Source organism: Halosolutus gelatinilyticus (assembly GCF_023028105.1).
GTDB lineage: Archaea > Halobacteriota > Halobacteria > Halobacteriales > Natrialbaceae > Halosolutus > Halosolutus gelatinilyticus.
Map to the genome: position 1 here is coordinate 2,309,459 of NZ_CP095491.1, position 20,693 is coordinate 2,330,151.

21 protein-coding genes are annotated in these 20,693 nt (G+C 66.7%); 12 read left to right on the forward strand and 9 right to left on the reverse strand.

Going from position 1 to position 20,693, the window contains the following annotated elements:
* Nucleotides 1-217: 217 nt before the first annotated feature.
* Complete coding sequence (locus tag MUH00_RS11355; protein ID WP_246998590.1) at nucleotides 218-844, reverse strand: DUF7344 domain-containing protein; 627 nt, start codon at nucleotides 842-844, stop codon at nucleotides 218-220.
* A 316-nt stretch (nucleotides 845-1,160) separates the two neighbouring features.
* On the opposite strand from MUH00_RS11355, the gene MUH00_RS11360 reads away from it, so the two are divergent.
* Nucleotides 1,161-1,505, forward strand: coding sequence for a DUF7113 family protein (locus MUH00_RS11360; protein ID WP_246998592.1), 345 nt, complete (start codon nucleotides 1,161-1,163; stop codon nucleotides 1,503-1,505).
* An 86-nt stretch (nucleotides 1,506-1,591) separates the two neighbouring features.
* Here MUH00_RS11360 and MUH00_RS11365 read toward each other — a convergent pair whose 3' ends face one another.
* Nucleotides 1,592-2,869 carry a DNA double-strand break repair nuclease NurA gene (locus tag MUH00_RS11365; RefSeq protein ID WP_246998595.1) on the reverse strand — a complete coding sequence of 426 codons (1,278 nt, stop codon included), beginning with the start codon at nucleotides 2,867-2,869 and terminating at the stop codon, nucleotides 1,592-1,594.
* A gap of 380 nt (nucleotides 2,870-3,249) precedes the next feature.
* Here MUH00_RS11365 and gpmI point away from each other — a divergent pair, with 380 nt between their 5' ends.
* The 5 genes from gpmI to MUH00_RS11390 all read left to right on the forward strand — a co-directional run bounded on the left by gpmI (nucleotide 3,250) and on the right by MUH00_RS11390 (nucleotide 9,647).
* Nucleotides 3,250-4,773, forward strand: coding sequence for a 2,3-bisphosphoglycerate-independent phosphoglycerate mutase (gpmI, locus tag MUH00_RS11370; protein WP_246998597.1), 1,524 nt, complete (start codon nucleotides 3,250-3,252; stop codon nucleotides 4,771-4,773).
* A gap of 193 nt (nucleotides 4,774-4,966) precedes the next feature.
* Nucleotides 4,967-5,389 (forward strand): hypothetical protein, encoded by a 423-nt coding sequence (locus MUH00_RS11375; RefSeq protein WP_246998604.1) that lies wholly within the window; start codon nucleotides 4,967-4,969, stop codon nucleotides 5,387-5,389.
* A 359-nt stretch (nucleotides 5,390-5,748) separates the two neighbouring features.
* On the forward strand, nucleotides 5,749-8,379 hold the full coding sequence (locus tag MUH00_RS11380; RefSeq protein WP_246998606.1) for an alkaline phosphatase PhoX: 2,631 nt from the start codon (nucleotides 5,749-5,751) through the stop codon (nucleotides 8,377-8,379).
* Nucleotides 8,376-9,089, forward strand: a complete 714-nt coding sequence (locus MUH00_RS11385) for a hypothetical protein (RefSeq protein ID WP_246998608.1) — start codon at nucleotides 8,376-8,378, stop codon at nucleotides 9,087-9,089. The genes MUH00_RS11380 and MUH00_RS11385 overlap by 4 nt, the downstream gene beginning before the upstream one ends.
* Nucleotides 9,090-9,257: 168 nt before the next feature.
* Complete coding sequence (locus MUH00_RS11390; protein ID WP_246998610.1) at nucleotides 9,258-9,647, forward strand: DUF7522 family protein; 390 nt, start codon at nucleotides 9,258-9,260, stop codon at nucleotides 9,645-9,647.
* 19 nt (nucleotides 9,648-9,666) lie between these two features.
* Here the strand turns inward: MUH00_RS11390 and MUH00_RS11395 are convergent, their stop codons facing one another.
* Nucleotides 9,667-9,831 (reverse strand): hypothetical protein, encoded by a 165-nt coding sequence (locus MUH00_RS11395; RefSeq protein WP_246998611.1) that lies wholly within the window; start codon nucleotides 9,829-9,831, stop codon nucleotides 9,667-9,669.
* A gap of 173 nt (nucleotides 9,832-10,004) precedes the next feature.
* Here MUH00_RS11395 and MUH00_RS11400 point away from each other — a divergent pair, with 173 nt between their 5' ends.
* The gene (locus MUH00_RS11400; RefSeq protein WP_246998613.1) at nucleotides 10,005-10,532 is read left to right on the forward strand and encodes a DUF5813 family protein; all 528 of its coding nucleotides are present in this window, start codon (nucleotides 10,005-10,007) and stop codon (nucleotides 10,530-10,532) included.
* A 240-nt stretch (nucleotides 10,533-10,772) separates the two neighbouring features.
* Here the strand turns inward: MUH00_RS11400 and MUH00_RS11405 are convergent, their stop codons facing one another.
* Both MUH00_RS11405 and MUH00_RS11410 read right to left on the reverse strand, forming a co-directional pair.
* The gene (locus tag MUH00_RS11405; RefSeq protein ID WP_246998614.1) at nucleotides 10,773-11,003 is read right to left on the reverse strand and encodes an Lrp/AsnC family transcriptional regulator; all 231 of its coding nucleotides are present in this window, start codon (nucleotides 11,001-11,003) and stop codon (nucleotides 10,773-10,775) included.
* On the reverse strand, nucleotides 11,003-11,710 hold the full coding sequence (locus MUH00_RS11410) for a potassium channel family protein (protein ID WP_246998616.1): 708 nt from the start codon (nucleotides 11,708-11,710) through the stop codon (nucleotides 11,003-11,005). Before MUH00_RS11410 ends, MUH00_RS11405 begins: the two co-directional genes overlap by 1 nt.
* A 113-nt stretch (nucleotides 11,711-11,823) precedes the next feature.
* Between MUH00_RS11410 and MUH00_RS11415 the strand changes: the two genes are divergently transcribed.
* Nucleotides 11,824-12,054: an Lrp/AsnC family transcriptional regulator gene (locus tag MUH00_RS11415; protein ID WP_246998618.1), complete on the forward strand. Its 231-nt coding sequence runs from the start codon at nucleotides 11,824-11,826 to the stop codon at nucleotides 12,052-12,054.
* A 101-nt stretch (nucleotides 12,055-12,155) separates the two neighbouring features.
* Here the strand turns inward: MUH00_RS11415 and MUH00_RS11420 are convergent, their stop codons facing one another.
* Together MUH00_RS11420 and tmk are read right to left on the reverse strand one after the other, a co-directional pair.
* On the reverse strand, nucleotides 12,156-13,202 hold the full coding sequence (locus tag MUH00_RS11420; RefSeq protein WP_246998620.1) for a thiamine pyrophosphate-dependent dehydrogenase E1 component subunit alpha: 1,047 nt from the start codon (nucleotides 13,200-13,202) through the stop codon (nucleotides 12,156-12,158).
* Between the two features lie 114 nt (nucleotides 13,203-13,316).
* On the reverse strand, nucleotides 13,317-13,928 hold the full coding sequence (gene tmk / locus MUH00_RS11425; RefSeq protein ID WP_246998621.1) for a dTMP kinase: 612 nt from the start codon (nucleotides 13,926-13,928) through the stop codon (nucleotides 13,317-13,319).
* A gap of 195 nt (nucleotides 13,929-14,123) precedes the next feature.
* Here tmk and MUH00_RS11430 point away from each other — a divergent pair, with 195 nt between their 5' ends.
* The 4 genes from MUH00_RS11430 (at nucleotide 14,124) to cofG (ending at nucleotide 18,572) form a co-directional block, all read left to right on the forward strand.
* On the forward strand, nucleotides 14,124-15,041 hold the full coding sequence (locus tag MUH00_RS11430; RefSeq protein WP_246998622.1) for a complex I NDUFA9 subunit family protein: 918 nt from the start codon (nucleotides 14,124-14,126) through the stop codon (nucleotides 15,039-15,041).
* A gap of 215 nt (nucleotides 15,042-15,256) precedes the next feature.
* Complete coding sequence (locus MUH00_RS11435) at nucleotides 15,257-16,435, forward strand: tubulin/FtsZ family protein (protein WP_246998624.1); 1,179 nt, start codon at nucleotides 15,257-15,259, stop codon at nucleotides 16,433-16,435.
* Between the two features lie 220 nt (nucleotides 16,436-16,655).
* On the forward strand, nucleotides 16,656-17,297 hold the full coding sequence (gene cofC, locus MUH00_RS11440) for a 2-phospho-L-lactate guanylyltransferase (RefSeq protein WP_246998626.1): 642 nt from the start codon (nucleotides 16,656-16,658) through the stop codon (nucleotides 17,295-17,297).
* 93 nt (nucleotides 17,298-17,390) lie between these two features.
* The gene (gene cofG / locus MUH00_RS11445; RefSeq protein WP_246998628.1) at nucleotides 17,391-18,572 is read left to right on the forward strand and encodes a 7,8-didemethyl-8-hydroxy-5-deazariboflavin synthase subunit CofG; all 1,182 of its coding nucleotides are present in this window, start codon (nucleotides 17,391-17,393) and stop codon (nucleotides 18,570-18,572) included.
* A 102-nt stretch (nucleotides 18,573-18,674) separates the two neighbouring features.
* On the opposite strand, the gene MUH00_RS11450 is transcribed toward cofG, so the two are convergent.
* Both MUH00_RS11450 and MUH00_RS11455 read right to left on the reverse strand, forming a co-directional pair.
* Entirely contained in the window at nucleotides 18,675-19,706 is a 1,032-nt protein-coding gene (locus MUH00_RS11450; RefSeq protein WP_246998630.1) for a hypothetical protein, read from the reverse strand.
* Nucleotides 19,703-20,686, reverse strand: coding sequence for a S49 family peptidase (locus MUH00_RS11455; protein WP_246998632.1), 984 nt, complete (start codon nucleotides 20,684-20,686; stop codon nucleotides 19,703-19,705). Before MUH00_RS11455 ends, MUH00_RS11450 begins: the two co-directional genes overlap by 4 nt.
* Between the last annotated feature and the right edge of the window lie 7 nt (nucleotides 20,687-20,693).

Here is a 20,693-nt window from a genome sequence, read left to right on the forward strand (position 1 = left end):
CCGACGCGTTTCGACGATATCCGCGACACGCGCCGCGAACGCCGCGGCGCGTACAGCGCGATGCGCGGGCACACCTCGCGACGTCCGGGCGGCCCTGACCGGCCGCGGAGGGGGGCGAACGCTCGAGGATTGGGTTCGTCGGCGCAAAAGCGGTAACACGGACGGGATGGGAGTTCGGGAACGCTCCGCGGCACCCGTCAATCGGGCACGACGCGTCTCAGACGATCGCTGACAGCGAGCGGTCGGCCTGGGACACGAGCTGCGTATCGGGGTCGTACTCAAGGACGCCGATCGACTCGAGCGCCGGGAGATGCGAGTGGTGGAGCTCGATCGTCGCCCGGTCGGTGTCGGCGACGGCGCCGCGGGTGACGAGGAAACTCGCGAGTTGCTCGACCGAGAGCGGTCGATCGTTGTCAGTCAGGATCGAACAGATCGGGAGCCGTACCGGGTGGACGGCCGTCTCGAGGAAGCGAGCGCCGTGGCTCGTCTCGCAGCACTCGAGCAACGCCGAGACGTTCGCCAGTTGGAACGGGGCCCCGTCGGCGAACTCCGCGCCGGTGTCGACGTCCCAGTCGACGATGTCGTAGTCCGCCAGTCGCGGCAGGTGGTTGTGAACGAGGGCGGTTCTGATCTCGTGGCGAGCCTGGCTCCGCGGCGCGTCCGGTCGTTCGCGCTCGAGTAGCGCCGTCGTCAGTTCGCCGAGCGAGAGGCGCTCGCCGCGCTCGCCGAGAATTTCGAGGAGGCGAAGGCGTCGCGGGCTTCGAAGGACGTCATAACACGCTGTCGGGACGTCTGCCAGTGGCTCCCTCGCGTCGTCATCGCCGGGGTGAGCGTCCGAACTCATTACTCACAGAAACCGGCGGAACGGGGATAAGCCCGTTTCCAAAAGGATTTGGGTCTGAAATATGACATTACTCGAAGAAAGTGTGCGTTACAATCGCACGGTCGAGAAAGCGCCGCGTAGAGCGCTTGTATCCGGATTCGTGACCGTTCACTGGCGATCGTATTCACGACGTTCGTCCGGTCGTGATGGATCATTACTCCGAGCAGCAGGCGTCGGCGTTTGGAGTAGCCGATGGTTTCGATCGCGTCGTCCGCGTACAGCGTCCCGATTTAGCGGGTCCGCGGCCTTTTTGCGTCCTCGAGCCGTAGAGAATCGCATGATCATGGTACGCGGTTGCGCGGGTGGGACCGAACTCACCGGCACCCTGTACGAGCGCGGCGAACGGGCGCCGTCCTTTCGCGGCGCACCCGACGAAGACGCCGCGTACGTGTGGGTCTGCGACGAGTTCTACGAGGTCGACAGCGGCGGGACGACCCAGCTCGTCGACGGCCGCGAGGTTCATCTCGCGTTCGAATCTCCCATGCCGCGGGGGTTCGACACGCGCAAACAGGCGATCGAACGCGCCAAGGAACACGTCCGAACGCAGTTCGCGCGGATCGGGGTCGACCCCGGGGTCGTCGAACTCGAGGTCGAACGCGACGAGCCGACGGAGAATCGCTAGCGCGATCGGACGCGATCGTGCGCCGGTCGCACCCCGCGCGGACGGTGGCGATCCCAAGGACATGAGGTTCGAGGTCGTCGCGACGGCTACGGGAACTCCTCGCCCCAGCGGTGGTCGTCGTAGCTGCGGTCCCGACTCGTGTCGAACTGCGTCTCGAGGGTCTCCCGGAGCGATCGCTTCTCCGAGTTGCTGATGCGGGCCAGTTCGTCGGCTTTCTCGACGATCAGCGGCGGGCCGTGCGCGATGGCCACGTCCTGAAGGAGCTGCAGCGTCAGCCGCTCACGGGTCTCCGGGTCGCGGGTGAACGCGAAGGGCGCTTCGATCCGGTACAGGAGATCGTCCCGCGGATCGTAGACGACGAAGAAGGTCACCTCGTACTGCTCCGGGTCGAGGTCGCGGGCGACGCCCAGCGCGTTCCCGTCGATCGAGAGCGGCCGATCGACGCCGCCCCGCGAACGGAACCAGTTGGTGTAGGTCAGCGCCGACGTGTCCCGTTCCCAGCGTTGCCCCTCGACGTCGTCGACGTACTCGCCACGCTCCAGGAGTCGGGTGAACAGCGCCGAATCGTTGGCCCACGGCGCGGTGATGCCGGCGTCTCGCTTCGCCTTCAGCGTCCGCGTGATCACGCGCGTCGCCGGGTTCTTCACGAATCCGACGAGCGGAACGTCCCGCGAGACGAACCGCTCGACCAGACGAACGTAGTTCTCCAGGACCGTCTTCGGGCGGGGGTTCTCGAGCAGGAAGTCCGCGAGGTCGGGGTGCTGGTCGGCCCACCGCAGGAGCCCGCGCGGGTACAGCGGCCCGTCGAGCACGAGCAGGTCGTCGACTTCTTCGGCGTGGTCGGTCGCGTGCTCGCTCTCGGCCTGATAGAGGGCCAGCGCGTGGACGACGCCCTCGGCGAACCGCGGCAGCGGCGGGATCTTCACCGCGCGGCTTCGGCTGTAACCCTCGTCGAACTTGTCCCAGGCCTCGTGGACCGTCGCCGTCTCGTCGTTCGAGTGAACCGTGGCGACGACCGTCCGCGATCGGTGCAGATCGAGGTCGCTCGGCGTCGCGCTCATCGCTGCCTGCGCGATGTCGATGACCAGCCCGTTCTTGAACGTCGTCGGGTTGATCGTCCCTGCGTCGAGGCCGTGCTCGCTCGGAAACGGCCGATCCTGCAGGGCGACGTCCTCACAGTCGACGAGCCGCCGGGACCGTTCGCCGATCGGGTCGACGATCGTCCGGCCCTCGTGGGTCAGCGGATCGAGAAACTCCTCCCAGACCGTCTCGGCGAAGGCGCGCCGATCGCGTTCGTCGGCCCCGTGGTCGATCCGCCTCGCGAGGCGGGCGATGCCGTCGAAGTGGACCGGATCGAGTGTCATACACACTGCCTCCCAGTCCACTCGCAAAAATTCAGTGGTCATGAAGTCTCGTCGTATTTGGACTATGCGAATACCATACCGGAACAGCTGAGAACACCACGAAAGCCCCTGAAGCGGTCGATCCTCCGGGCCAAGCGAGACGCAGTAAGGACCGCAAGCCCAAAGGGCTGAGGACCGCAGCAAGTCGCAGCCAGCGAGGGATCGAAGATCCCTCGAGCAGTCGGCGCTACGCGCCGACGACACCGAGGGCGTCAGGGGCTTTCGTGATGTCTATATCCATTTCATTACCGACACCAGAGACGGATACTCGCAAACGATCGTTGCGTTCCACCGCACTCGACAGCGATAGCTAGTTAGGCGCGGCAGGTTACGGATCGCACATGGACGCTGCGCTGATCATCCTCGACGGATGGGGCCTCAGTAGCGGAGCAGGACGAGACGCGATCGAAGCGGCCGACACGCCGAACTTCGATCGGCTCGCCGACGCCGGCGCGTACGGTACGCTGGAAGTGGCGGGTCGCCGCGTCGGCCTCCCGGACGGACAGATGGGCAACAGCGAGGTCGGCCACCTGAACATCGGGGCCGGTCGGGTCGTCTACCAGGAGTACACGCGGATCTCGGACTCGGTCGCCGACGGCACCTTCAGGGAGAACGACGCGATCAACACGGCGTTCGACAACGCGCGCGCAAACGACGGCACGATCCACTTCGTCGGTCTCGTCAGCGACGGCGGGGTGCACTCCGATCACGAGCACCTCCACGCGCTGATCGAACTGGCGGGTGATCGGGACGTCAAGGCCGTCACGCACGCGATCACCGACGGTCGGGACACCTCGCCGACCGGCGGGCGGGACTACCTCGCGACGCTCGAGAACGTGATCGCCGAGCACGGGACAGGCCACGTCGCGACGGTCTCGGGCCGGTACTACGCGATGGACCGCGACCAGAACTGGGAGCGGACGAAGCGAGCCTACGACGCGATCGTCGAGCGCGAAGCCGAGTACGAGGCCGCCTCCACCGTCGAAGCCGTCGAGGAGTCCTACGATCGGGGCGAAACCGACGAGTTCGTCAAGCCGACACTGATCGAGGGCGGCCCCGCGCTGGAGGACGGCGACTCGGTCGTCTGGTTCAACTTCCGCTCCGATCGGGCCCGCCAACTGACTCGCATGCTGGCCGACATCCGGCCCGAGGACTGGTCGGATCAGTTCGAGACGCACCCGCCGAACGCCGAGGTCGTGATGCTGACCCAGTACGACAAGACGTTCGACCTGCCGATCGCCTACCCGCCGAACCAGCCGAAACAGGTGCTCGGCGAGGTGCTCGCCGACGCGGGCAGGACGCAACTGCGGATCGCCGAATCCGAGAAGTACGCCCACGTCACCTACTTCTTAAACGGCGGCCGCGAGATCAAGTTCGACGGCGAGATCCGGACGATCGTCGAGAGCCCGGACGTGCCGACCTACGACCTCCAGCCCGAGATGAGCGCCGCCGAGGTCACGGACGCGGCGATCGACGTGATCGAATCCGACGATCCGGACGTGCTCGTGCTCAACTACGCCAACCCCGACATGGTCGGCCACACGGGCGACTACGAGGCCGCGATCGAGGCGGTCGAAGCCGTCGACGCGCAACTCGGCCGACTCGCGGACGCGCTCCAGGACGCCGGTTCCCACGTGCTGGTCACGGCCGATCACGGCAACGCCGACGACATGGGAACCGAGGCGAATCCGCACACGGCGCACACGTACAACGATGTCCCCCTCGTCTACGTTTCAGCGGACGGGACGGCGGGCGATCGTCTCGTTCGGAAGGACGGCACGCTCGCCGACATCGCGCCGACGCTGCTCGAACTGATCGGCGTCGATCAGCCCCCGGAGATGACCGGCGAGTCGCTGCTGGAGTAAGCCACACCGCTACGACTGGTGTGCGGTGGCGCTATCGATCGACCCGAAACCCCCTCATTCGCGTCCCGATCGAGCCCGGACCCTACTCTCCGTTTCGTCCGATCGGTCTTCGGAGCCCTACCGGGCGTTCGGGAGCGCACTATAGCCCACATACCAACGTTCAATACCGCGACACTGGCGGTTATTCCAAGGGATGCCCACAACGTCCACAGCAGACGGCACTCCAGGAACCGACGACCCGATCGTCGAAGCGTACGTCCTCGGGGTTCGCATCGTCGACGTCGACGGCGCTGGCGAACGCTACCGGTTCGAAGCACCAGATCACGTGGGAGTCGCGTTCGAGGACCTCTCGGATGCGCGGCTATACGCCGACGTCTACTTCGATGTCAACGGCTTCGTAGAGGAGGGAACCGGCGATCGCGGCGTCCCGCCGGAGATCATCCAAGGCGGCAAGGACACCCTCGCCGCCTACCTCATCACGCGCCCGTGGGCCGACGTCAACTGGGTCGCGTCCTTCTACGGGGCCGCGCCCGAGGAGATCGAGCGGTACGTCTCGTGGGTCCACCGCCGCGCCGAAGGGATCAGGGAGACGGTCCGCGATCGCGACCTCGAGTGAACGGCTCGCGGGCGCGACCGAGGGGGCTCCTTCTTCGGGCACCGTACCTGGTTCACCATCGGGACCGATCCATCCGGGCCGACAGCCGGTCTTTCGACCCCGATCGCCGATCGACGTCAGTAGACTTCGGCGATCCTCCGACCGGTCACCCGAACGCTTCGGCGACGATCGATCGATCGGTCCGAAGACGGCGTCGGGCGCCGGCCGGTTCACCGACTACATATCGATCAATAGCTCTCGACTCGTCCGCCCCGATCCCGATAGCCGTCCGGTGATCACAATTCGGTTCTCGTGGAATATTATTCGACGATAGATCTATTATAAAAACTCATCCATGAAACAGGGAATATCACGATCGCATGGCGGAATTTACCAGGCGAAAACTGATGGCATCGTCGATAGCCGCGGCGATCGGGACCGGTGCGGTCGGTACCGCGAGCGCGCTGGACCGACCGGACGAACACGACTCTCCGGAGGCGCCGTACGTCGAGGGAGAGATGAAACGACTGTCGACGACCGCCTTCGGTGCGGAGGTCACGGGGCCGTTCGTCTTCGAGACGGGCGAACTCCTCTACAGCCTCCAGGCACCGAGCTCCGACAACCCAGAACCGTTCGACAAGGGTGGCGTCGGCGTCATCGACGACTTCCGGTTCACGTTCAACGGTCGGAACGACGAGTTCGACGAGATGGAGCCGCCTCGAACCGAGGGCGAACAGGGGACGGTCAAGACGGCCGCGGGCGAGTACCGGCTGCTCGTCCAGGAAAGCGATCCGATCAACGGCGGAACCGAACGGTTCGGCCACCCGGAAACGCCCGACGGCGAGGACGTCGCGGACGTCGTCGACGAGAGCTACGTCGGCGTCGGCGGCGTCACCGACATGAACTTCTTCGTGTCGACGAACGACGACGGCACCGAAGGCTACCTCTTCACCAACAACGAAACGCGCCCCGGCGCGATCACCCGGACGCCGCTGTACCGCGACGAGGACGGCTACTGGCAGGCGGACCTCGAGAACGCCCTCGAAGTCGAGAACACCGAGGCGTTTCGCGAACTCGGCGGGACCAGGATCAACTGTTACGGCGACCTGACGCCGTGGGAGACGCCGGTTTCCTCGGAGGAGGAGTACGGACACCCGCGGCTCAACGGGACGACGACCGCCGGCGATATCGTCGACGAAGGAAGCGGCGTCGGCCTCCGCGGGGGTAGCGAGTTCTGGAACCGCCCGAACGCCACGGAGGTGGGCGATTCCCTCGAGGAGATATTCGGAGACGACGCCTGGTCGCCGGCCGGTATCTGGTCGCTCACCGGACTCGAGAAGCAAGCGTACTACCTCGGTGCCGAACCGGTCGACGTCGAGGACGGCGAGGACACGATCGAGCCGATCGGCGACGTCTTCCCCAACCGCTACCGGTACGGGTACAACGTCGAGGTCGCGAACCCGACTGCGGACGATCCCGAGGCGATGGACCCGGTCAAACACTACGTTTTCGGTCGTGCCGCCTGGGAGTGTCCGGAGTTCCTGCCCGACGAACGGACCGTCTACGGTGCCTCCGACGGCGGCGCCAAGGGCATCTACAAGTTCGTCGCCGACGAGCCGTTCACGTCCTACGACGATCGGATGGACGTCCGCGGTACGCTCTACGCCATCGAGGCGACCGAGACCGGTGACGGGCCGGTCGACGAGGTCGACCTCGACGTTGAGTGGCTCCCGCTCGGCACCGCCAGCAACGCCGAGATCGAGTCCTGGATCACTGACTACGACGACGTGACCCAGGTCGACTACCTCGAGACCCACGCCGAGACCGACTGGCAGGAGGACCTCGAGGCCGCCCTTGCGGAGGCCGACGAGGAGGTCGCCGTCAACGGCAACCAGGACCACATCACCGACGAGGAGATCATCGAGTGGGCCGAGCAGTACGAAGCGCACGGCCCCGAGGGCGTCGACGAGGACCTCCGACGGGTTCCGTTTCTCGAAACTCGGGCGGCCGCAAGGGAGATCGGCGCGACGATCGAGTTCAACAAGGCCGAAGGGATCGACGCACACGACGAGGCCGAACCCGGCGACTTCATCTACTTCGCGATTTCCTCGCTCGGCGGCTCCATGACCGACGACGAGGGCGAACTCCGGTTCGACGAGGTCGACACTGGTCTCCTCTACCGGGCCGAACTCGAAGACGACTACGACGTCTCCACCCTCGAACCGGTCATCGTCGGCCCGAACCCGAGCGACTCCGAATCGCTCCAGGACGTCTCGCTCATCAACCTCGACAACGTGATGGTGATGGAAGACGGTCGCGTCATCCTCTGTGAGGACAAGGGGAACTTCGGCCGCTCGTACCCCAACGACGCGATGTGGGTCTACGAGCCGCCGACGACGATCCACGTCGACTCGCTGGCGGTCGGTCACGGCGCGACCGGCGAGGTCGACCTCACGCTTTCGTCGCTGCCCGACGGACTCGCAGGCGGTCGCATCACGGTCTCGGTCGAACACGTCGACGTCGCCGAGATCGTCGACGCCAGCTACCACGACGATCTCGACCTCACAAGCGACCCCGTGATCGACGGATCGAGCGTCGAACTCCGCCTGGCCGACATCGAGGACGAGATCGGCACCGGCAGGCAGGTGACGCTGGCGACGATCGAACTCGAGGGGGTCGACACCGGGACGACTGACCTCACGATCGACGTGCACGCGCTCGACGACGACGACGGTGCGGCGATCGAGCCGGACCCGCGACCCGGCGTCGTGGTCACCGGTCCGCCGCCGATCGGCGGCGGACCGGGCGGCGGCGGTGCGCCGACGGATCCCGACGGCGACGGGCGCTTCGAGGACGTCAACGGCAACGGCCGGCTGGACTACGACGACATCGTCCTGCTGTTCGAGTCCATCGAGGACGACGCCGTCGAGTTGAACGAGGACGCGTTCGACTTCAACGAGAACGGCCGGATCGACTACGACGACGTCGTCGCCCTCTACGACGAGCTGTGAGCGCCGATCGTACGTCCGCGGCGCTCGTCGCCGTGCTCGCGCTCGCCGCCGCCCTCGGCGCGATCGCGAGCGGGACGGTCGTCGCGGGAGCGACCGCGAGCGCGGTCCCCGGCGAAGCGGTCGACACCGCGATCGTCGTCGACGACGCGACGGTCGAGGCCGGCGACGACGCCACGCTCCGCGTGGTGCTGACCGACGCGCCCGACGGGCTCGCCGGATTCGAACTCACGATCGCGCTCGCCGCCGACGTCGCGACCGTCGACGGTGCCCGCTATCCCGGCGCGTTCGGAATGACGACCGAGCCGGCCGTGAGCGACGACGGACGGTCCGTCACCGTCGAGGCCGTCGATCTCGACGACGAGATCACGGCCGGCGCGACCGGCGTCACGCTGGCGGCGATCGACGTTACGGGAACCGACGCCGGCGAGACCGACCTGACGATCGAAGCGGTGCAGGCGGACGCCGACGGGGGCGATCGGATCGCGCCGACGCTTCGAGCCGGGAAGCTGACCGTCGTCGACGACGAGGCGGACGGAACCGACGCGAGCGGGTCGACCGCCGCCGTCGCTCCCGTCGGCGACGAGTCGACCGACGCCTCGGCTGACGGCGGCTCGTCGGCCGATTTGGTGCCCGGATTCGCGGCCGACGTCGCGGTCGTGGCGATCGGTGTAATCCTCGTCGCCGCCCTGTGGATCGAGAGTCGCCGCTAAGAGACGGCACGTACCCGATCGTTCGGACCCGCCGTCGCACCCGGGCCGCCGTTGCGATCGAGCGGGCCCGAGTTCGCCGTCCGATGGTAGATCTGTGCGAACGGTGAACACACTTCGGCGAGTGAGATAGCCCTCCCGGTTAAGGTCTCTCGGCTCGACCGGTCGCGTATGGCAACGGGGCTCCTCACGACCGATGCTGTCGACCGATTCGTCACCACGTGTCGGGATTCCGTCGGATCGGAACTGCGATCGGTCACGTACTTCACCCGCGACGACTTCGAGCAGGTCTACCTCCGCGACGACCTCGAGCGAAACGCCGATCTGGAGACGTTCATCGGCAACGAGTGGCGCGGGTTCAAGGTCACCCAGGCCGCCTACGAGGGGTCGGAGCTCGGCACCTACCAGTACACGATCCGGGTTTTCGACAACGGTTATCTCCTCCGCGTCACCTCCGACCGCGAAGGCGTGTTCGTCACGACCGACGATCTCACGCTGGAGGAGTTCGAGTCGCTCGCGTCCGTCCTGCACGACGAACTCGAGCGGCGTGCGCTCGACTAGAACTGCAACGCCGTCGCGTCTAGCGGCGATCGGTCGCGCTCGACTCGCGGTCCGGGTCGCGTCGCGCGACCGATCGTTCGGTCTTCGACTCGGTTCCGATCGGCAACCCCGATCCCAGTTCGTCGTGAATCCCGAGCAGTCGTGCGAAGCGCTGGCGCTCTGCGGCGAGTCTGTCCAAAGTCATGCTGACCAACATGCCCAGATCCGTCGTAGTAATGCGGGGCGTGTCGACCGGAAATCGGACCCTAGGTACGCGAATCGGTCCCGACGCCGTCGGCGAGATTCGTCGAAAGCGATCCGTAACGGGGTCGAACGACAGCGTAACATCCTTTTCCGCCACGCCCGTCCACTCCGCCGATGACCGATCTTCCACCCGCCGTCGAGCGCGAACTCGACGCCCACGACGCGTTCCGGCCGTCCGACGAGGGGTACGACCTGACGACGACGGTCTTCGAGACGATCGTCGCCGCCGACGACGCCGAGGGCGAGCGCGACGGGCGCTTTGTCGTCACCGTGGTTCTGCCGACGCTCGACGCCGCGGTGGCCGGTGAGTCCGTCGCCGACGTCGTCGAAGACGGCTGGTTCGAGACGCTCGAACGCCGACTCAAAGACGTCTTCACCGTCACGCACACGAGCACGCACGACGATCCGCTCGTCGATCGCGAGGACGACGAGGTCCGCGTAACGCTCGAGTACGTCGCCTGGGACGCTCGGGAGGGCGTCGAGGACGCCAAGGCGCTCGCCGAGTTCGTCGAGGGAACCTTCGCCCAGGGGATCGTTCCGGGCTACGAGTACCGCGGCGAGGCGGCCACGCTCCTCGAGAACGCCCAGAACCGCGGCCAGTCGGAGAGCGAGGACGGGAGCCGCGGCGGGATGCCGATGTAGTTTCCACCTGTCCTGTCGATCGCGGTGGCCGGGAGCGCGGCTCGAGACATCGAGAGCCGCGCGACTCGGGGAAGGGCAGGCTACGATCAATTCAATCACCGCGAGCGAAGCCACAGGCTGAGCGAGCGGGCCGACGACCGATGTGGAGAACGCGAAGCGTTCGGAACGGAGGGAGGAGCGCTTTTCATCGAAGTTTTGCCGAGGGCCGGCTTCGCCGGTCCGCAGAGCAAAAGTTCGTCTCTAGTCCATCGCGATGTACGTCTGCGTGTCCTCGATGCCCTCGATGCCCTGGATCCGCGTCGCCGCGATCTCCTTGACCGCGGCCGGCGTGTCGACCTGCGCCTTCGCGATGATGTCGACGTCGCCGGCGACGATGTGCGCCGCCGTGACGCCGTCGATCGACTGAATGCTGTCTCGGAGTCGGTCCGCCTCGCCCGTGTTCGCCTTTATCATGACGAACGCTGTAACCATCAGTTGACACCTCCTGAACCCTGTCCGGCGTTCGCGACGGCCTGGGTCGGCGTCTCGCCGACCAGGAGCTGTCTGACGTCGCTCAGCACGTCGAAGTCGGCCAGCACGACCAGCCGATCGCCGTCCTCGAGCGAGAGGTCCTCGTTCGGGATCTCGAGCGGCCGGTCGCGCTTGCCGAACGCGAGGACGGTCGCGTCGGCCGGGAGTTGCAGTTCGCTGATCGTGTATCCGTTGACGGGTGCGTCGGTCGTGATCGTGAGTTCGACGACCTGCAGGTTCTGGGCGATGTCGGCGATCGCCCGGATCGTGCCGCCCAGCAGAGCGTTCTTGGCGCCGATCGCGCCGAGGCGTTCGGGGTAGATCACCTCGTCGACCTCGGTGGCGTACTTGCGGTAGATCCCCTCGCGGTAGGCTTCGTCGATGCGCATGATCGTCCGGCACCCGTAGTGGTCCCCGATCATGCAGGCGGTGAAGTTGACGTTCAGGTTGCCCGTGAGGGCGCCGAGCGCGTCGGCGTCTTCGATGCCGGCCTCCTCCAGGATGTCCTCCCTGGAGCCGTCGCCGGTGACGACGGTAAAGCCCTGGTTCTGGGCGCGCCTGACCATCGCCTCGTCGCGTTCGATTACCGTTACGTCGTGGCCTTCGTCGCGGAGGACGCGCGCCGTGCGCAGGCCGACTCGTCCGGCACCTATGATCACGAACCGCATGGACTGGGGTACGCCCGCCCACGTGAATAAGTTTGCGCCGGTGTCACACACGTCGGCGAGACGATCGGCCAAAGGCTTTAGTCGTGTGATGGTGTACCACACCAGCGAGACAGATGGTTCACGCGTTCATTATGGTGAAGACGGCCGCCGGAAAGTCCGAAGGCCTCCTCTCGTCGATCAGGGAACTCGCGCCGATCGTCGACGCCCACATCGTCGCGGGGAACTACGACATCATCGCGGAGGTCGAAGCCGAGGAAGTCTACGAGGTTCTCAAGGTCGTCTCCTCGAACATTCAGAGTCTCGACGGCGTCACGGATACGAAGACGTACATCGCGATGGACTGACGGTAGTTCATTGCCCTCCTGCGGTCCTCCGCTGATCACACGTATCGATCGGCGGCGATCGTCACGCCGAGGCCGGCGAGGATCGGCGGTCCGACGGCCGTTCAGTATTCGAGTTCCCGAACGTCATCTTTCGCGGTGAACTCCGCGAGCCAGGCCTGCTGATTGGCCAGCCTCGGGGGCAGCTCCTCGTAGACGGGTTCGAACACGTCGCCCTGCTCCGGCAGCGGCGTCGACTCCGCAGTTTCGACCGCCTCGTCGAGTTCCTCGTCGGCTGCGGCCGCGATCTCGTCGACCAGATCGTCGTCGAGCACCCCCGCTTCTCGGAGGTAGGATTCGTACCGATCGAGCGGATCGGCGGTGCGCCACGCGGGCAGGTCCGCCCGGTCGTCACGGTAGCGCGAGGGATCGTCGCTGGTCGTGTGCGCGCCCTGCCGGTAGGTGAGGCTCTCGACGAGGACCGGATCGCCGCCGCGGGCCGACTCGAGGGCGCCCGCGACGGCCTCCCGAACCGCGAGCGGATCGTTGCCGTCGACCCGGACGCCCTCGAACCCGTAGGCGTCGGCCTTCTGGGCGATCGTCGCGCTCGCGGTTTGCCGTTCGCGCGGGAGCGAGATCGCCCAGCCGTTGTTCTCGCAGAAGAAGACGACCGGCGCGTCGAAGACGCCGGCGAAGTTCAGCCCCTCGTGGAAGTCCCCCTCGGAGGTCGCGCCGTCGCCGAAGTAACAGCAGACGGCGGCGTCGTCGCCCTCGTAGTTCGCGGCCATTCCCAGGCCCGCCGCGTGGGGGATCTGGGTCGCGATCGGCACCGACTGCGGAAACACGTTCAGGTCGTGCTCGGAGGCGTACTCGGGGTAGCCCCGCCGAAAGAGGAGGACGTCGCTCATCGGCACGCCGTACGCGATCTGCATCGCGTTCGATCGGTAGGTGGGGACGAGCCAGTCCTCCTCGGCGAGCGCGCGGGCGGCGCCTACCTGCGAGGCTTCCTGCCCCTTGAACGGCGGGTAGCCGCTCATCCAGCCCCGCCGCTGGAGGGCGAGCGCTCGTTCGTCGAACCGACGCGCCCGAACGATGTCCCGATAACAGGCGACGGCCTCGTCCGTACTCACCTGACTCTCTGCGAGCGGCGTCTCACCGATGACGCGATGCATGGCGGTACGTCACCACCGGACGTGAAAGAAATTGCGACAGAAGGCTCGCGGGCGCGCGGTCCCGGTACGGCTGCGCGGCCCGGTCCGATCGACTCGCGAATACCGGACGGCAGGTCAGTCGTCGCCCTCGATCGCCGACTCGAGCGCGGCCGTGACCCGATCAAGCACCGCGTCCGGCTCTCGAGTCGCGTCGACGCGGACGAACCGATCGGGATCGCGATCGATCAGGTGCTCGTAGCGCTCTCGGACCGCCGCGAGGTACTCGGCGCGCTCGAACTTGTTCGTCGTCCCGGCGCGCTCGGCGGCCGTCTCGGGGTCGAGATCGAGGTAGATCGTCAGGTCGGGCGCGATCGAGAACGGGGCGTGGACGTCGACGACGTACTCGAGCGGGTCGTCGAATCGGTCGCCGAGCCGATCGTCGGCCGCGAGCGTCGCGCCCTGGTAGGCGAACCGGGAGTCCGAGTACCGATCGGAGACGACGAGGTCGCCGCGTTCGAGGGCCGGTTCGATCACGCGCGAGAGGTGGGCGGCGTGGTCGGCGGTGTACAGAAAGAGCTCCGCGAGCGGGTCGGCGTCGTCGTCCGCGATCGATCGGTAGACGGCCTCGCCGTACCACGAGTCGTCCGTGGGTTCACGGGTGAACACCGCGTCGGGGTAGCGCTCCTGCAGAGCCTCCCAGACCGTCGTCTTCCCACTGCCGTCCAACCCCTCGAGCGTGACCAGCATGGTCGCATCTCTCGGGTGACGGCTCTTACAATTGTCTGTCTCGCTCCCGCATCTGGTCTTCCAGTAGACTACGACACGGGTGGCGCAGTACTGCGATTATCACGACGAAAGCCCCTGCTGCACTCGACCGAGTAATCGAGACCCCCTCACAGCGTAGCCCGCCACTATTTACCGTCTGAGATACGTATTTCCGATATGAAGGTCCTCGTCGCCGGCGGTACCGGTTTCATCGGAACGAACTTGTGTGCGGAACTGCACGATCGCGGCCACGAGGTCACGGCGCTGTCCCGCACCCCGGAGGGCAACGACCTCCCGGCGGGCGTCGAAACGGCGATGGGAGACGTCGGCGCCTACGATTCGATCGCGGATACGGTTGCGAGCCACGACGCGGTCGTCAACCTGGTTTCGCTGTCGCCGCTGTACGAACCGCGCGGCGATCTCAGCCACGAGGACGTCCACCTCCGCGGGACGGAAAACCTCGTCCGCGCGGCCGAGGCGGGCGACGTCGATCGGTTCGTTCAGATGAGCGGGCTCGGCGCCGACCCGAAGGGTGAGACCGCGTTCCTCCGCGCGAAAGGGAAGGCCGAGGAGGTGGTCAGGGAGTCAGATCTCGCGTGGACGATCTTCCGGCCGTCGGTCGTGTTCGGCGACGGCGGCGAGTTCGTCGAGTTCACGAAGGTGTTGACGACGCCGTACGTGACCGGGCTGCCGGGCGGCGGCGAGACGCGGTTCCAGCCGATCTGGGTCGGGGATGTAGTCCCCATGCTCGCCGACGCGCTCGCGGGCGACGACCACGTCGGGCGGATCTACGAGATCGGCGGTCCCCACATCGTCACGCTCGCGGACGTCACGGAGCTCGCCTACGAGGCGGAGGGAAAGTCGGTCACCATCGTCCCGATCCCGATGGCGCTCGCGAAACTCGGCCTCACCGCAGCCGAACCGCTCCCGTTCGTCCCGTTCGGCCCGGATCAGGCGCGATCGCTGACGGTGGACAACACGGTCGTCGACAACGACGTGACCGCATTCGACCGCGCGGAGGCGGAACTGACGACCCTCCGCTCGTACCTCGGCATCGAACCCCGGCCGGTCGGAGAACAGCGACAGTCGGTCTGACGAACGCCGGGAGGCGCGTTCGTCGCCCGATAGCTTAATATAAACTCCCAGAGTATTTGACAGTAAATCTGCGTTATCGCTTCAATGACGCCCGGTAACAGCGGCTCTTTCTTGCGGTTCTGAGTAATACAACAATATGCGAGAAATTCACATAATCACAAGACTTATATTCTTTATCCATCTGTTACCAATCCAACGGAGCCCCCTGATAGACAATGAAGCTGGCGATGATTGGATTCGGACAGGCCGGTGGCAAAATCGTCGATCGATTCCTCGAGTACGACGATCGAACCAACAGCGGGATCGTCCGCGCGGCGCTCGCGGTCAACTCCGCGAAGGCCGATCTCATCGGTCTCGATTACATTCCGCAGGAGAACCGCGTACTCATCGGCCAGGCTCGCGTGAAGGGCCACGGCGTGGGTGCTGACAACGAACTCGGCGCGGAGATCGCCGAGGAGGACATCGACGAGGTCCAGAACGCGATCGACGCGATCCCGACCCACGAGGTCGACGCGTTCCTGGTCGTCTCCGGCATGGGCGGCGGGACGGGCTCGGGCGGCGCCCCCGTCCTCGCGAAACACTTGAAGCGGATCTACACGATCCCCGTCTACGGCCTCGGCGTGCTTCCGGGAACGGACGAGGGCGGAATCTACACGCTCAACGCGGCCCGATCGTTCCAGACGTTCGTTCGCGAGGTCGACAACCTGCTCGTCTTCGACAACGACTCGTGGCGACAGACCGGCGAGTCGGTCGAGGGCGGCTACGACCAGATCAACGAGGAGATCGTCCGCCGATTCGGCATCCTCTTCGGCGCCGGCGAGGTCGGCCAGGGGCAGGAAGTCGCCGAGAGCGTCGTCGACTCCTCGGAGATCATCAACACGCTCTCCGGCGGCGGCGTCTCCACCGTCGGCTTCGCAAGCGAGGACGTCGAACTCAACACGGGCGGCGGGCTTCTCTCCCGGTTTACCGGCAGCGATGGCGGCGACGACGGCCTGGACGCCGCGAACACGACCAACCGCATCACGAGCCTCGTCCGCAAGGCCGCGCTCGGCCGCCTCACGCTCCCCTGCGAGATCGAAGGCACCGAGCGCGCGCTGCTCGTCCTCGCGGGCCCCTCGGAGTACTTAAACCGGAAAGGAATCGAACGCGGCCGCAAGTGGCTCGAAGAGGAGACCGGTAGCATGGAAGTTCGCGGCGGAGACTACCCGCGCGAGGAACCGGAGGTCGCGGCGGCCATCCTGCTTTCGGGCGTGACTAACGTCCCGCGGATCAAGCGGCTCCAGCAGGTCGCGATCGAGGCCCAGGACAACATCGACGACATCCAGCGCGAGAGCGAAGAGAACCTCGAGAGCCTCGTCGAAGACGACGAGGACGAACTCGAACCGCTGTTCTGATCGCGCTCACGCATTTCGCCGGCCGAGATCGGAATCGATCGCGGTCGTATCAGGGGGCACACCAGGGACCGATCGACGGTTCGGACCGCCGATTCGATCGACCTGGATCACCGACGTTCGATCGAGCGTCGCTGCGTTGCGCCGTCGGTCGGACGACAGCATCGCCCGCGCGTCGGCGACTCCGACGTTCTTTTGAGTCCGTACTGGCTACTGCCGTCAGATGCACGTCGTCGTCCCGTTCGCGGCCGACGAGCCAAAGACCCGGCTCGCGCCCCTGCTCTCGCCCGCAGAGCGATCGTCGTTCGCCCGCGCGATGCTCACGGACGTTCTGACGGCGATCGCGGCGACGGGCCGCGAGCCGACGGTGCTATCGACCTCGCCGCTCGACCTCGCGAGCGAGCACGAGGACGTCGCAGTCGCGGTTGACGATCGACCGCTGACGGCGGCCGTCAACGCGCAACTCGCGGCGACGGACGGCCCGGTCGCGATCGTCATGGCAGATCTCGCGCTGGCGATACCCGCCGCGCTCGATCGACTATTTTCCCGCGAAGGCGACGTGGTGATCGCGCCCGGCCGCGGCGGCGGGACGAACGCGATCGTCGTTCGACACCCCGAGTTTCGGGTCGACTACCACGGCGCGTCGTACCTCGACCACCGCGCGATCGCGGCGGGCGTCGGTGCGCAGGTCGCAACGGTGGACTCGTTCCGGCTCGGGACCGACGTCGACGAACCGGCTGACCTCGTCGAGGTGCTCGTCCACGGAACGGGACGAGCCCCCGATCGACTCCGCGAGTTCGGCTTCGAACTCGGTATCGACGAGGGCCGGGTCGACGCCATCCGGTCCTCCGCGGCGCCCGAGTGAACGGGCGGCCCACGAACGCGGCGCCGCGTCGATCGAGAGCGCGGCGGCGGGAGAGTGAAGTCCTTATGTGCGAGGCGACGACACTCCGAGGTGATGATCCCCGGCGCGAGCGAGTACGGCGTCTCCCTCACGATCGACGACGCGGCCGTCGAGCGGCTCCTCTCCGTCGAGCCGGCCGACGTCGCGGCGCCGTCGGAGCTGACCTTCTCCCGAAATGTCTTCGTTCCCCTCACGACGGCCTGTCGGTACACCTGCACCTACTGTACGTACTTCGACCCGCCGGGTCGGGCCTCGCTGCTTTCGCTCGACGAGGTTCGGGAGATCTGCCGGCGAGGCGCCGACGCTGGCTGTACGGAGGCGCTGTTCACGTTCGGCGACGACCCCGACGATCGCTACACGGCGATCCACGAGCAACTGGCCGAGTGGGGCCACGACTCGATTCACACCTACCTCCGGGACGCCTGCGAGATCGCACTCGAGGAAGGACTTCTGCCCCACGCCAACCCGGGCGACCAGACCCGCGAGCAGCTGCACGCGGTCGCGGACGTCAACGCCAGCATGGGCGTTATGCTCGAGACGACCGCGGACGTGGACGCCCACGCCGGCCCGCGCCGCAAGGAGCCGGGGCAGCGCCTGCGGACGATACAGAACGCTGGCGAACTCGACGTCGCCTTCACCACCGGCATTCTCGTCGGGATCGGCGAGACGTGGCGCGATCGGGCCGAGAGCCTGCTCGCGATCGCCGAACTGCACGGTCGGTACGACCACGTCCAGGAAGTAATCGTCCAGCCGGTCGTCGAAAACGAGCGCTGGTCCGGCGGCTCGCCCGATCCGGAGACGATGCGGCGGGCGACGGCGATGGCCCGCGCCGCTCTACCCGAGGAGGTGTCGGTGCAGGTACCGCCGAACCTCGCGCCCGCTCGCGACCTGATCGACTGCGGCGTCGACGACTTAGGCGGCGTCTCTCCGGTGACCGACGACCACATCAACCCCGAGTACGAGTGGCCCGCGCTGCGGGAACTCGAAGCGATCGCCGACGCGGCCGGACTTCCCCTCCACGAGCGCCTTCCCGTCTACGAACGGTTCCTCCCCGCCGATCTGCGAACCGACGGGTTCGACGGGATTCCCGCCGACGGAACCGCGGGTGCGGCGGGCGATCGGCGTCCGGACGCGGACCGCGAGTGGATTTCGCCGACGATCCGGGACGCGATCGAGGCCGACGACGAGGCCGGAGCGCGCTACCGGGCGGTGCTGCGCGGCGAGACGACGCGGTAGCGCCGGACGAGCCGGCGCCTCGACTCGGATCGCTCGATCGCGCGAGCGGCGCGAAAAAACGGCGGTGGTTGCGTTTCGATCCGTCGACGCCCGTCGATCGCGTTACGAGCCGTCGGATCCGCCGTCGGCGTCTTCGCCGATCCCTTCCGGGAGTTCGTCGTGCGCCGCCCCGCCGTCACTCGGACCGCTCGGTTCGCCGGGCGCTTTGTCCCCGCTCACGAGGAAGTCGATGAGGTTGCCGATGAACACCTCGTTGTCGGCGCGGTTGTACCGTTCGCCGGTCATGAACCCGGCGTCCCCGACGCCGACCGCGTTGTCGCTTCGAACCGCGACGCCGTACTCGCCAGCCTCGCGGGTCTCCGAGTGTTCGGCCGTCGGGTTCGTCGAGAGGAGCGTCGGACCGTCGCCGACGACCCGCGTCGGGCCGTCGAAGACGACGCGATCGACGCCCGCGGTGAGTGCCGCGTCTCCGGTCGGGGTGGCGGCGATCGTTCTGTAGTTGTGCTCGTACGTCTCCATATCGTAGAGGTAGCCGGTGTCGTAGGCGATCCCGACCGAGGAGGAGACCGATTCGATCTCACCGTCGGCCGTCGGCGCCGAGAGGCCGAGCAGCCCGCTCAGAATGTCGGCTGTCCCGCCCGTTTCGGGGCCGGCGGCGAACATGACGCGACCGCCCGCGTCGGCGAACCCGGCGACGACGTCCGCTTCCTCGGCGCTGTACCGCGCGCCCGGTTCGACGACGACGTACGCGTCGACGTCCTGTAACCGATCGCGGAGGCGATCGCGCCGATCCTCGACCGTCCTGTCGGAATCGTGGCGTTCGTGGTAGACGACGTCGTGGCCGCCGGCGGTCAGCGCCGAGACGAACGGCTGGAGGTCGGCCCTCGACACGTCGTTGGCGTAGGCGACGTCGATCAGGACGGTTTTCGACTCGCCGACGTGCTCGTACTCGATCTTGCCGTCGCGCTCGAGATCGTCGACCTCGACCGCGTCCGGCTGGAAGTGCGGCTGTTCGACCGACGGCTTCTCGGTGTGGCCGTGGTCGGTGACGACGCCGGCCGCGCCCACCGCGGACACGGTGAGCGTGACGACCACGACGAACAGCGCGAGCCGCGTTCGGAGGCCGCCACTCACGGCTGTTCACCCCCGCGATCGGCCGCGGTTGCGTTGGTCACGCCGGTCAGGGACGCGTCGCCGTCGGTCGCGTCGACGACGGTCTCGCTGGAGATGCTACCCCACATCGCGAGGAATGCGGGGGTGTTTACCCCGCCGTAGTTGCCGAACGTCTGCGGACGGTGTTGCGGGCTGGCGGTCGGCTGCTCGCCGCCATCTTCGAGCGTAATCGAGAGACTGAGCGACTGCTCGCGTTCCATCGTCACGACGTCGTAATCGTCGAGCCCGGCCCGGTCCGCGGCCGCGCCGATCGCCACCTCGGTGTCGCCGATCTCGTCGGCGAGGCCGTTTTCGACGGCTTCCGTCCCGGTGTAGGTTTTCGCGTAGGCGAGTTCCGTCTCCGTGAGTGTCAACTCGTCTCCGCGGTGGTCCATCACCGTTCCGAGGAAGGTCTGTTTCATCATCTCCGTCTGCTGCTTGAGCTGTTCTTCGCTCGTCACCGCCTTGTCCGGGCCGGTGGCGATCTGGCCTTCGGACATCGGCGCGTCGATGTACGTCGCACGGACGCCGATACTCCCGACGATCGAACTCGGTGCGACGTAGATCCGGTCGCTGGGCGCGCTCAGGTAGTACGCGCCGGAGGCGCCCGTCGCCTGAACGCTCGTCACGACGGGCATCTCCTGGGCGGTCCGTTCGACGGCGAGGTAGAGTCGCTCGCTCGCGGTGACGCCTCCGCCGGGGCTATCGACTTTCAACACCACGGCGTCGATCGATTCGTTCTCTCGCGCCTCCTGTAAATCGGCCGCGACCGCGTCGGCCGTCGGCTCGGTAATCGACTGATCAATTTCGATCACTGCAACGGTGCCGTCGGGGCTACTCGTCGCCCCCCAGACGATCGGAGCGACCGATGCTCCAACGAGGAGGGCGATGACGACGACCGTCACGTACGACCGTGAGATCGTCTTGAGCAGGTTCCGCACGGCGGCAAGTGTATCGCTCATATGTTTG

Coding starts and splice junctions, on each gene's coding strand:
- MUH00_RS11375 (WP_246998604.1), top strand. CDS start 4,967: ATGCCCACAACGTCCACAGCAGACGGCACTCCAGGAACCGACGACCCG.
- MUH00_RS11365 (WP_246998595.1), bottom strand. CDS start 2,869: ATGACACTCGATCCGGTCCACTTCGACGGCATCGCCCGCCTCGCGAGG.
- MUH00_RS11455 (WP_246998632.1), bottom strand. CDS start 20,686: ATGAGCGATACACTTGCCGCCGTGCGGAACCTGCTCAAGACGATCTCA.
- cofC (WP_246998626.1), top strand. CDS start 16,656: ATGCACGTCGTCGTCCCGTTCGCGGCCGACGAGCCAAAGACCCGGCTC.
- MUH00_RS11355 (WP_246998590.1), bottom strand. CDS start 844: ATGAGTTCGGACGCTCACCCCGGCGATGACGACGCGAGGGAGCCACTG.
- cofG (WP_246998628.1), top strand. CDS start 17,391: ATGATCCCCGGCGCGAGCGAGTACGGCGTCTCCCTCACGATCGACGAC.
- MUH00_RS11410 (WP_246998616.1), bottom strand. CDS start 11,710: ATGCGGTTCGTGATCATAGGTGCCGGACGAGTCGGCCTGCGCACGGCG.
- MUH00_RS11380 (WP_246998606.1), top strand. CDS start 5,749: ATGGCGGAATTTACCAGGCGAAAACTGATGGCATCGTCGATAGCCGCG.
- gpmI (WP_246998597.1), top strand. CDS start 3,250: ATGGACGCTGCGCTGATCATCCTCGACGGATGGGGCCTCAGTAGCGGA.
- MUH00_RS11360 (WP_246998592.1), top strand. CDS start 1,161: ATGATCATGGTACGCGGTTGCGCGGGTGGGACCGAACTCACCGGCACC.
- MUH00_RS11390 (WP_246998610.1), top strand. CDS start 9,258: ATGGCAACGGGGCTCCTCACGACCGATGCTGTCGACCGATTCGTCACC.
- MUH00_RS11400 (WP_246998613.1), top strand. CDS start 10,005: ATGACCGATCTTCCACCCGCCGTCGAGCGCGAACTCGACGCCCACGAC.
- MUH00_RS11435 (WP_246998624.1), top strand. CDS start 15,257: ATGAAGCTGGCGATGATTGGATTCGGACAGGCCGGTGGCAAAATCGTC.
- MUH00_RS11405 (WP_246998614.1), bottom strand. CDS start 11,003: ATGGTTACAGCGTTCGTCATGATAAAGGCGAACACGGGCGAGGCGGAC.
- MUH00_RS11430 (WP_246998622.1), top strand. CDS start 14,124: ATGAAGGTCCTCGTCGCCGGCGGTACCGGTTTCATCGGAACGAACTTG.
- MUH00_RS11420 (WP_246998620.1), bottom strand. CDS start 13,202: ATGCATCGCGTCATCGGTGAGACGCCGCTCGCAGAGAGTCAGGTGAGT.
- MUH00_RS11395 (WP_246998611.1), bottom strand. CDS start 9,831: ATGACTTTGGACAGACTCGCCGCAGAGCGCCAGCGCTTCGCACGACTG.
- MUH00_RS11415 (WP_246998618.1), top strand. CDS start 11,824: ATGGTTCACGCGTTCATTATGGTGAAGACGGCCGCCGGAAAGTCCGAA.
- tmk (WP_246998621.1), bottom strand. CDS start 13,928: ATGCTGGTCACGCTCGAGGGGTTGGACGGCAGTGGGAAGACGACGGTC.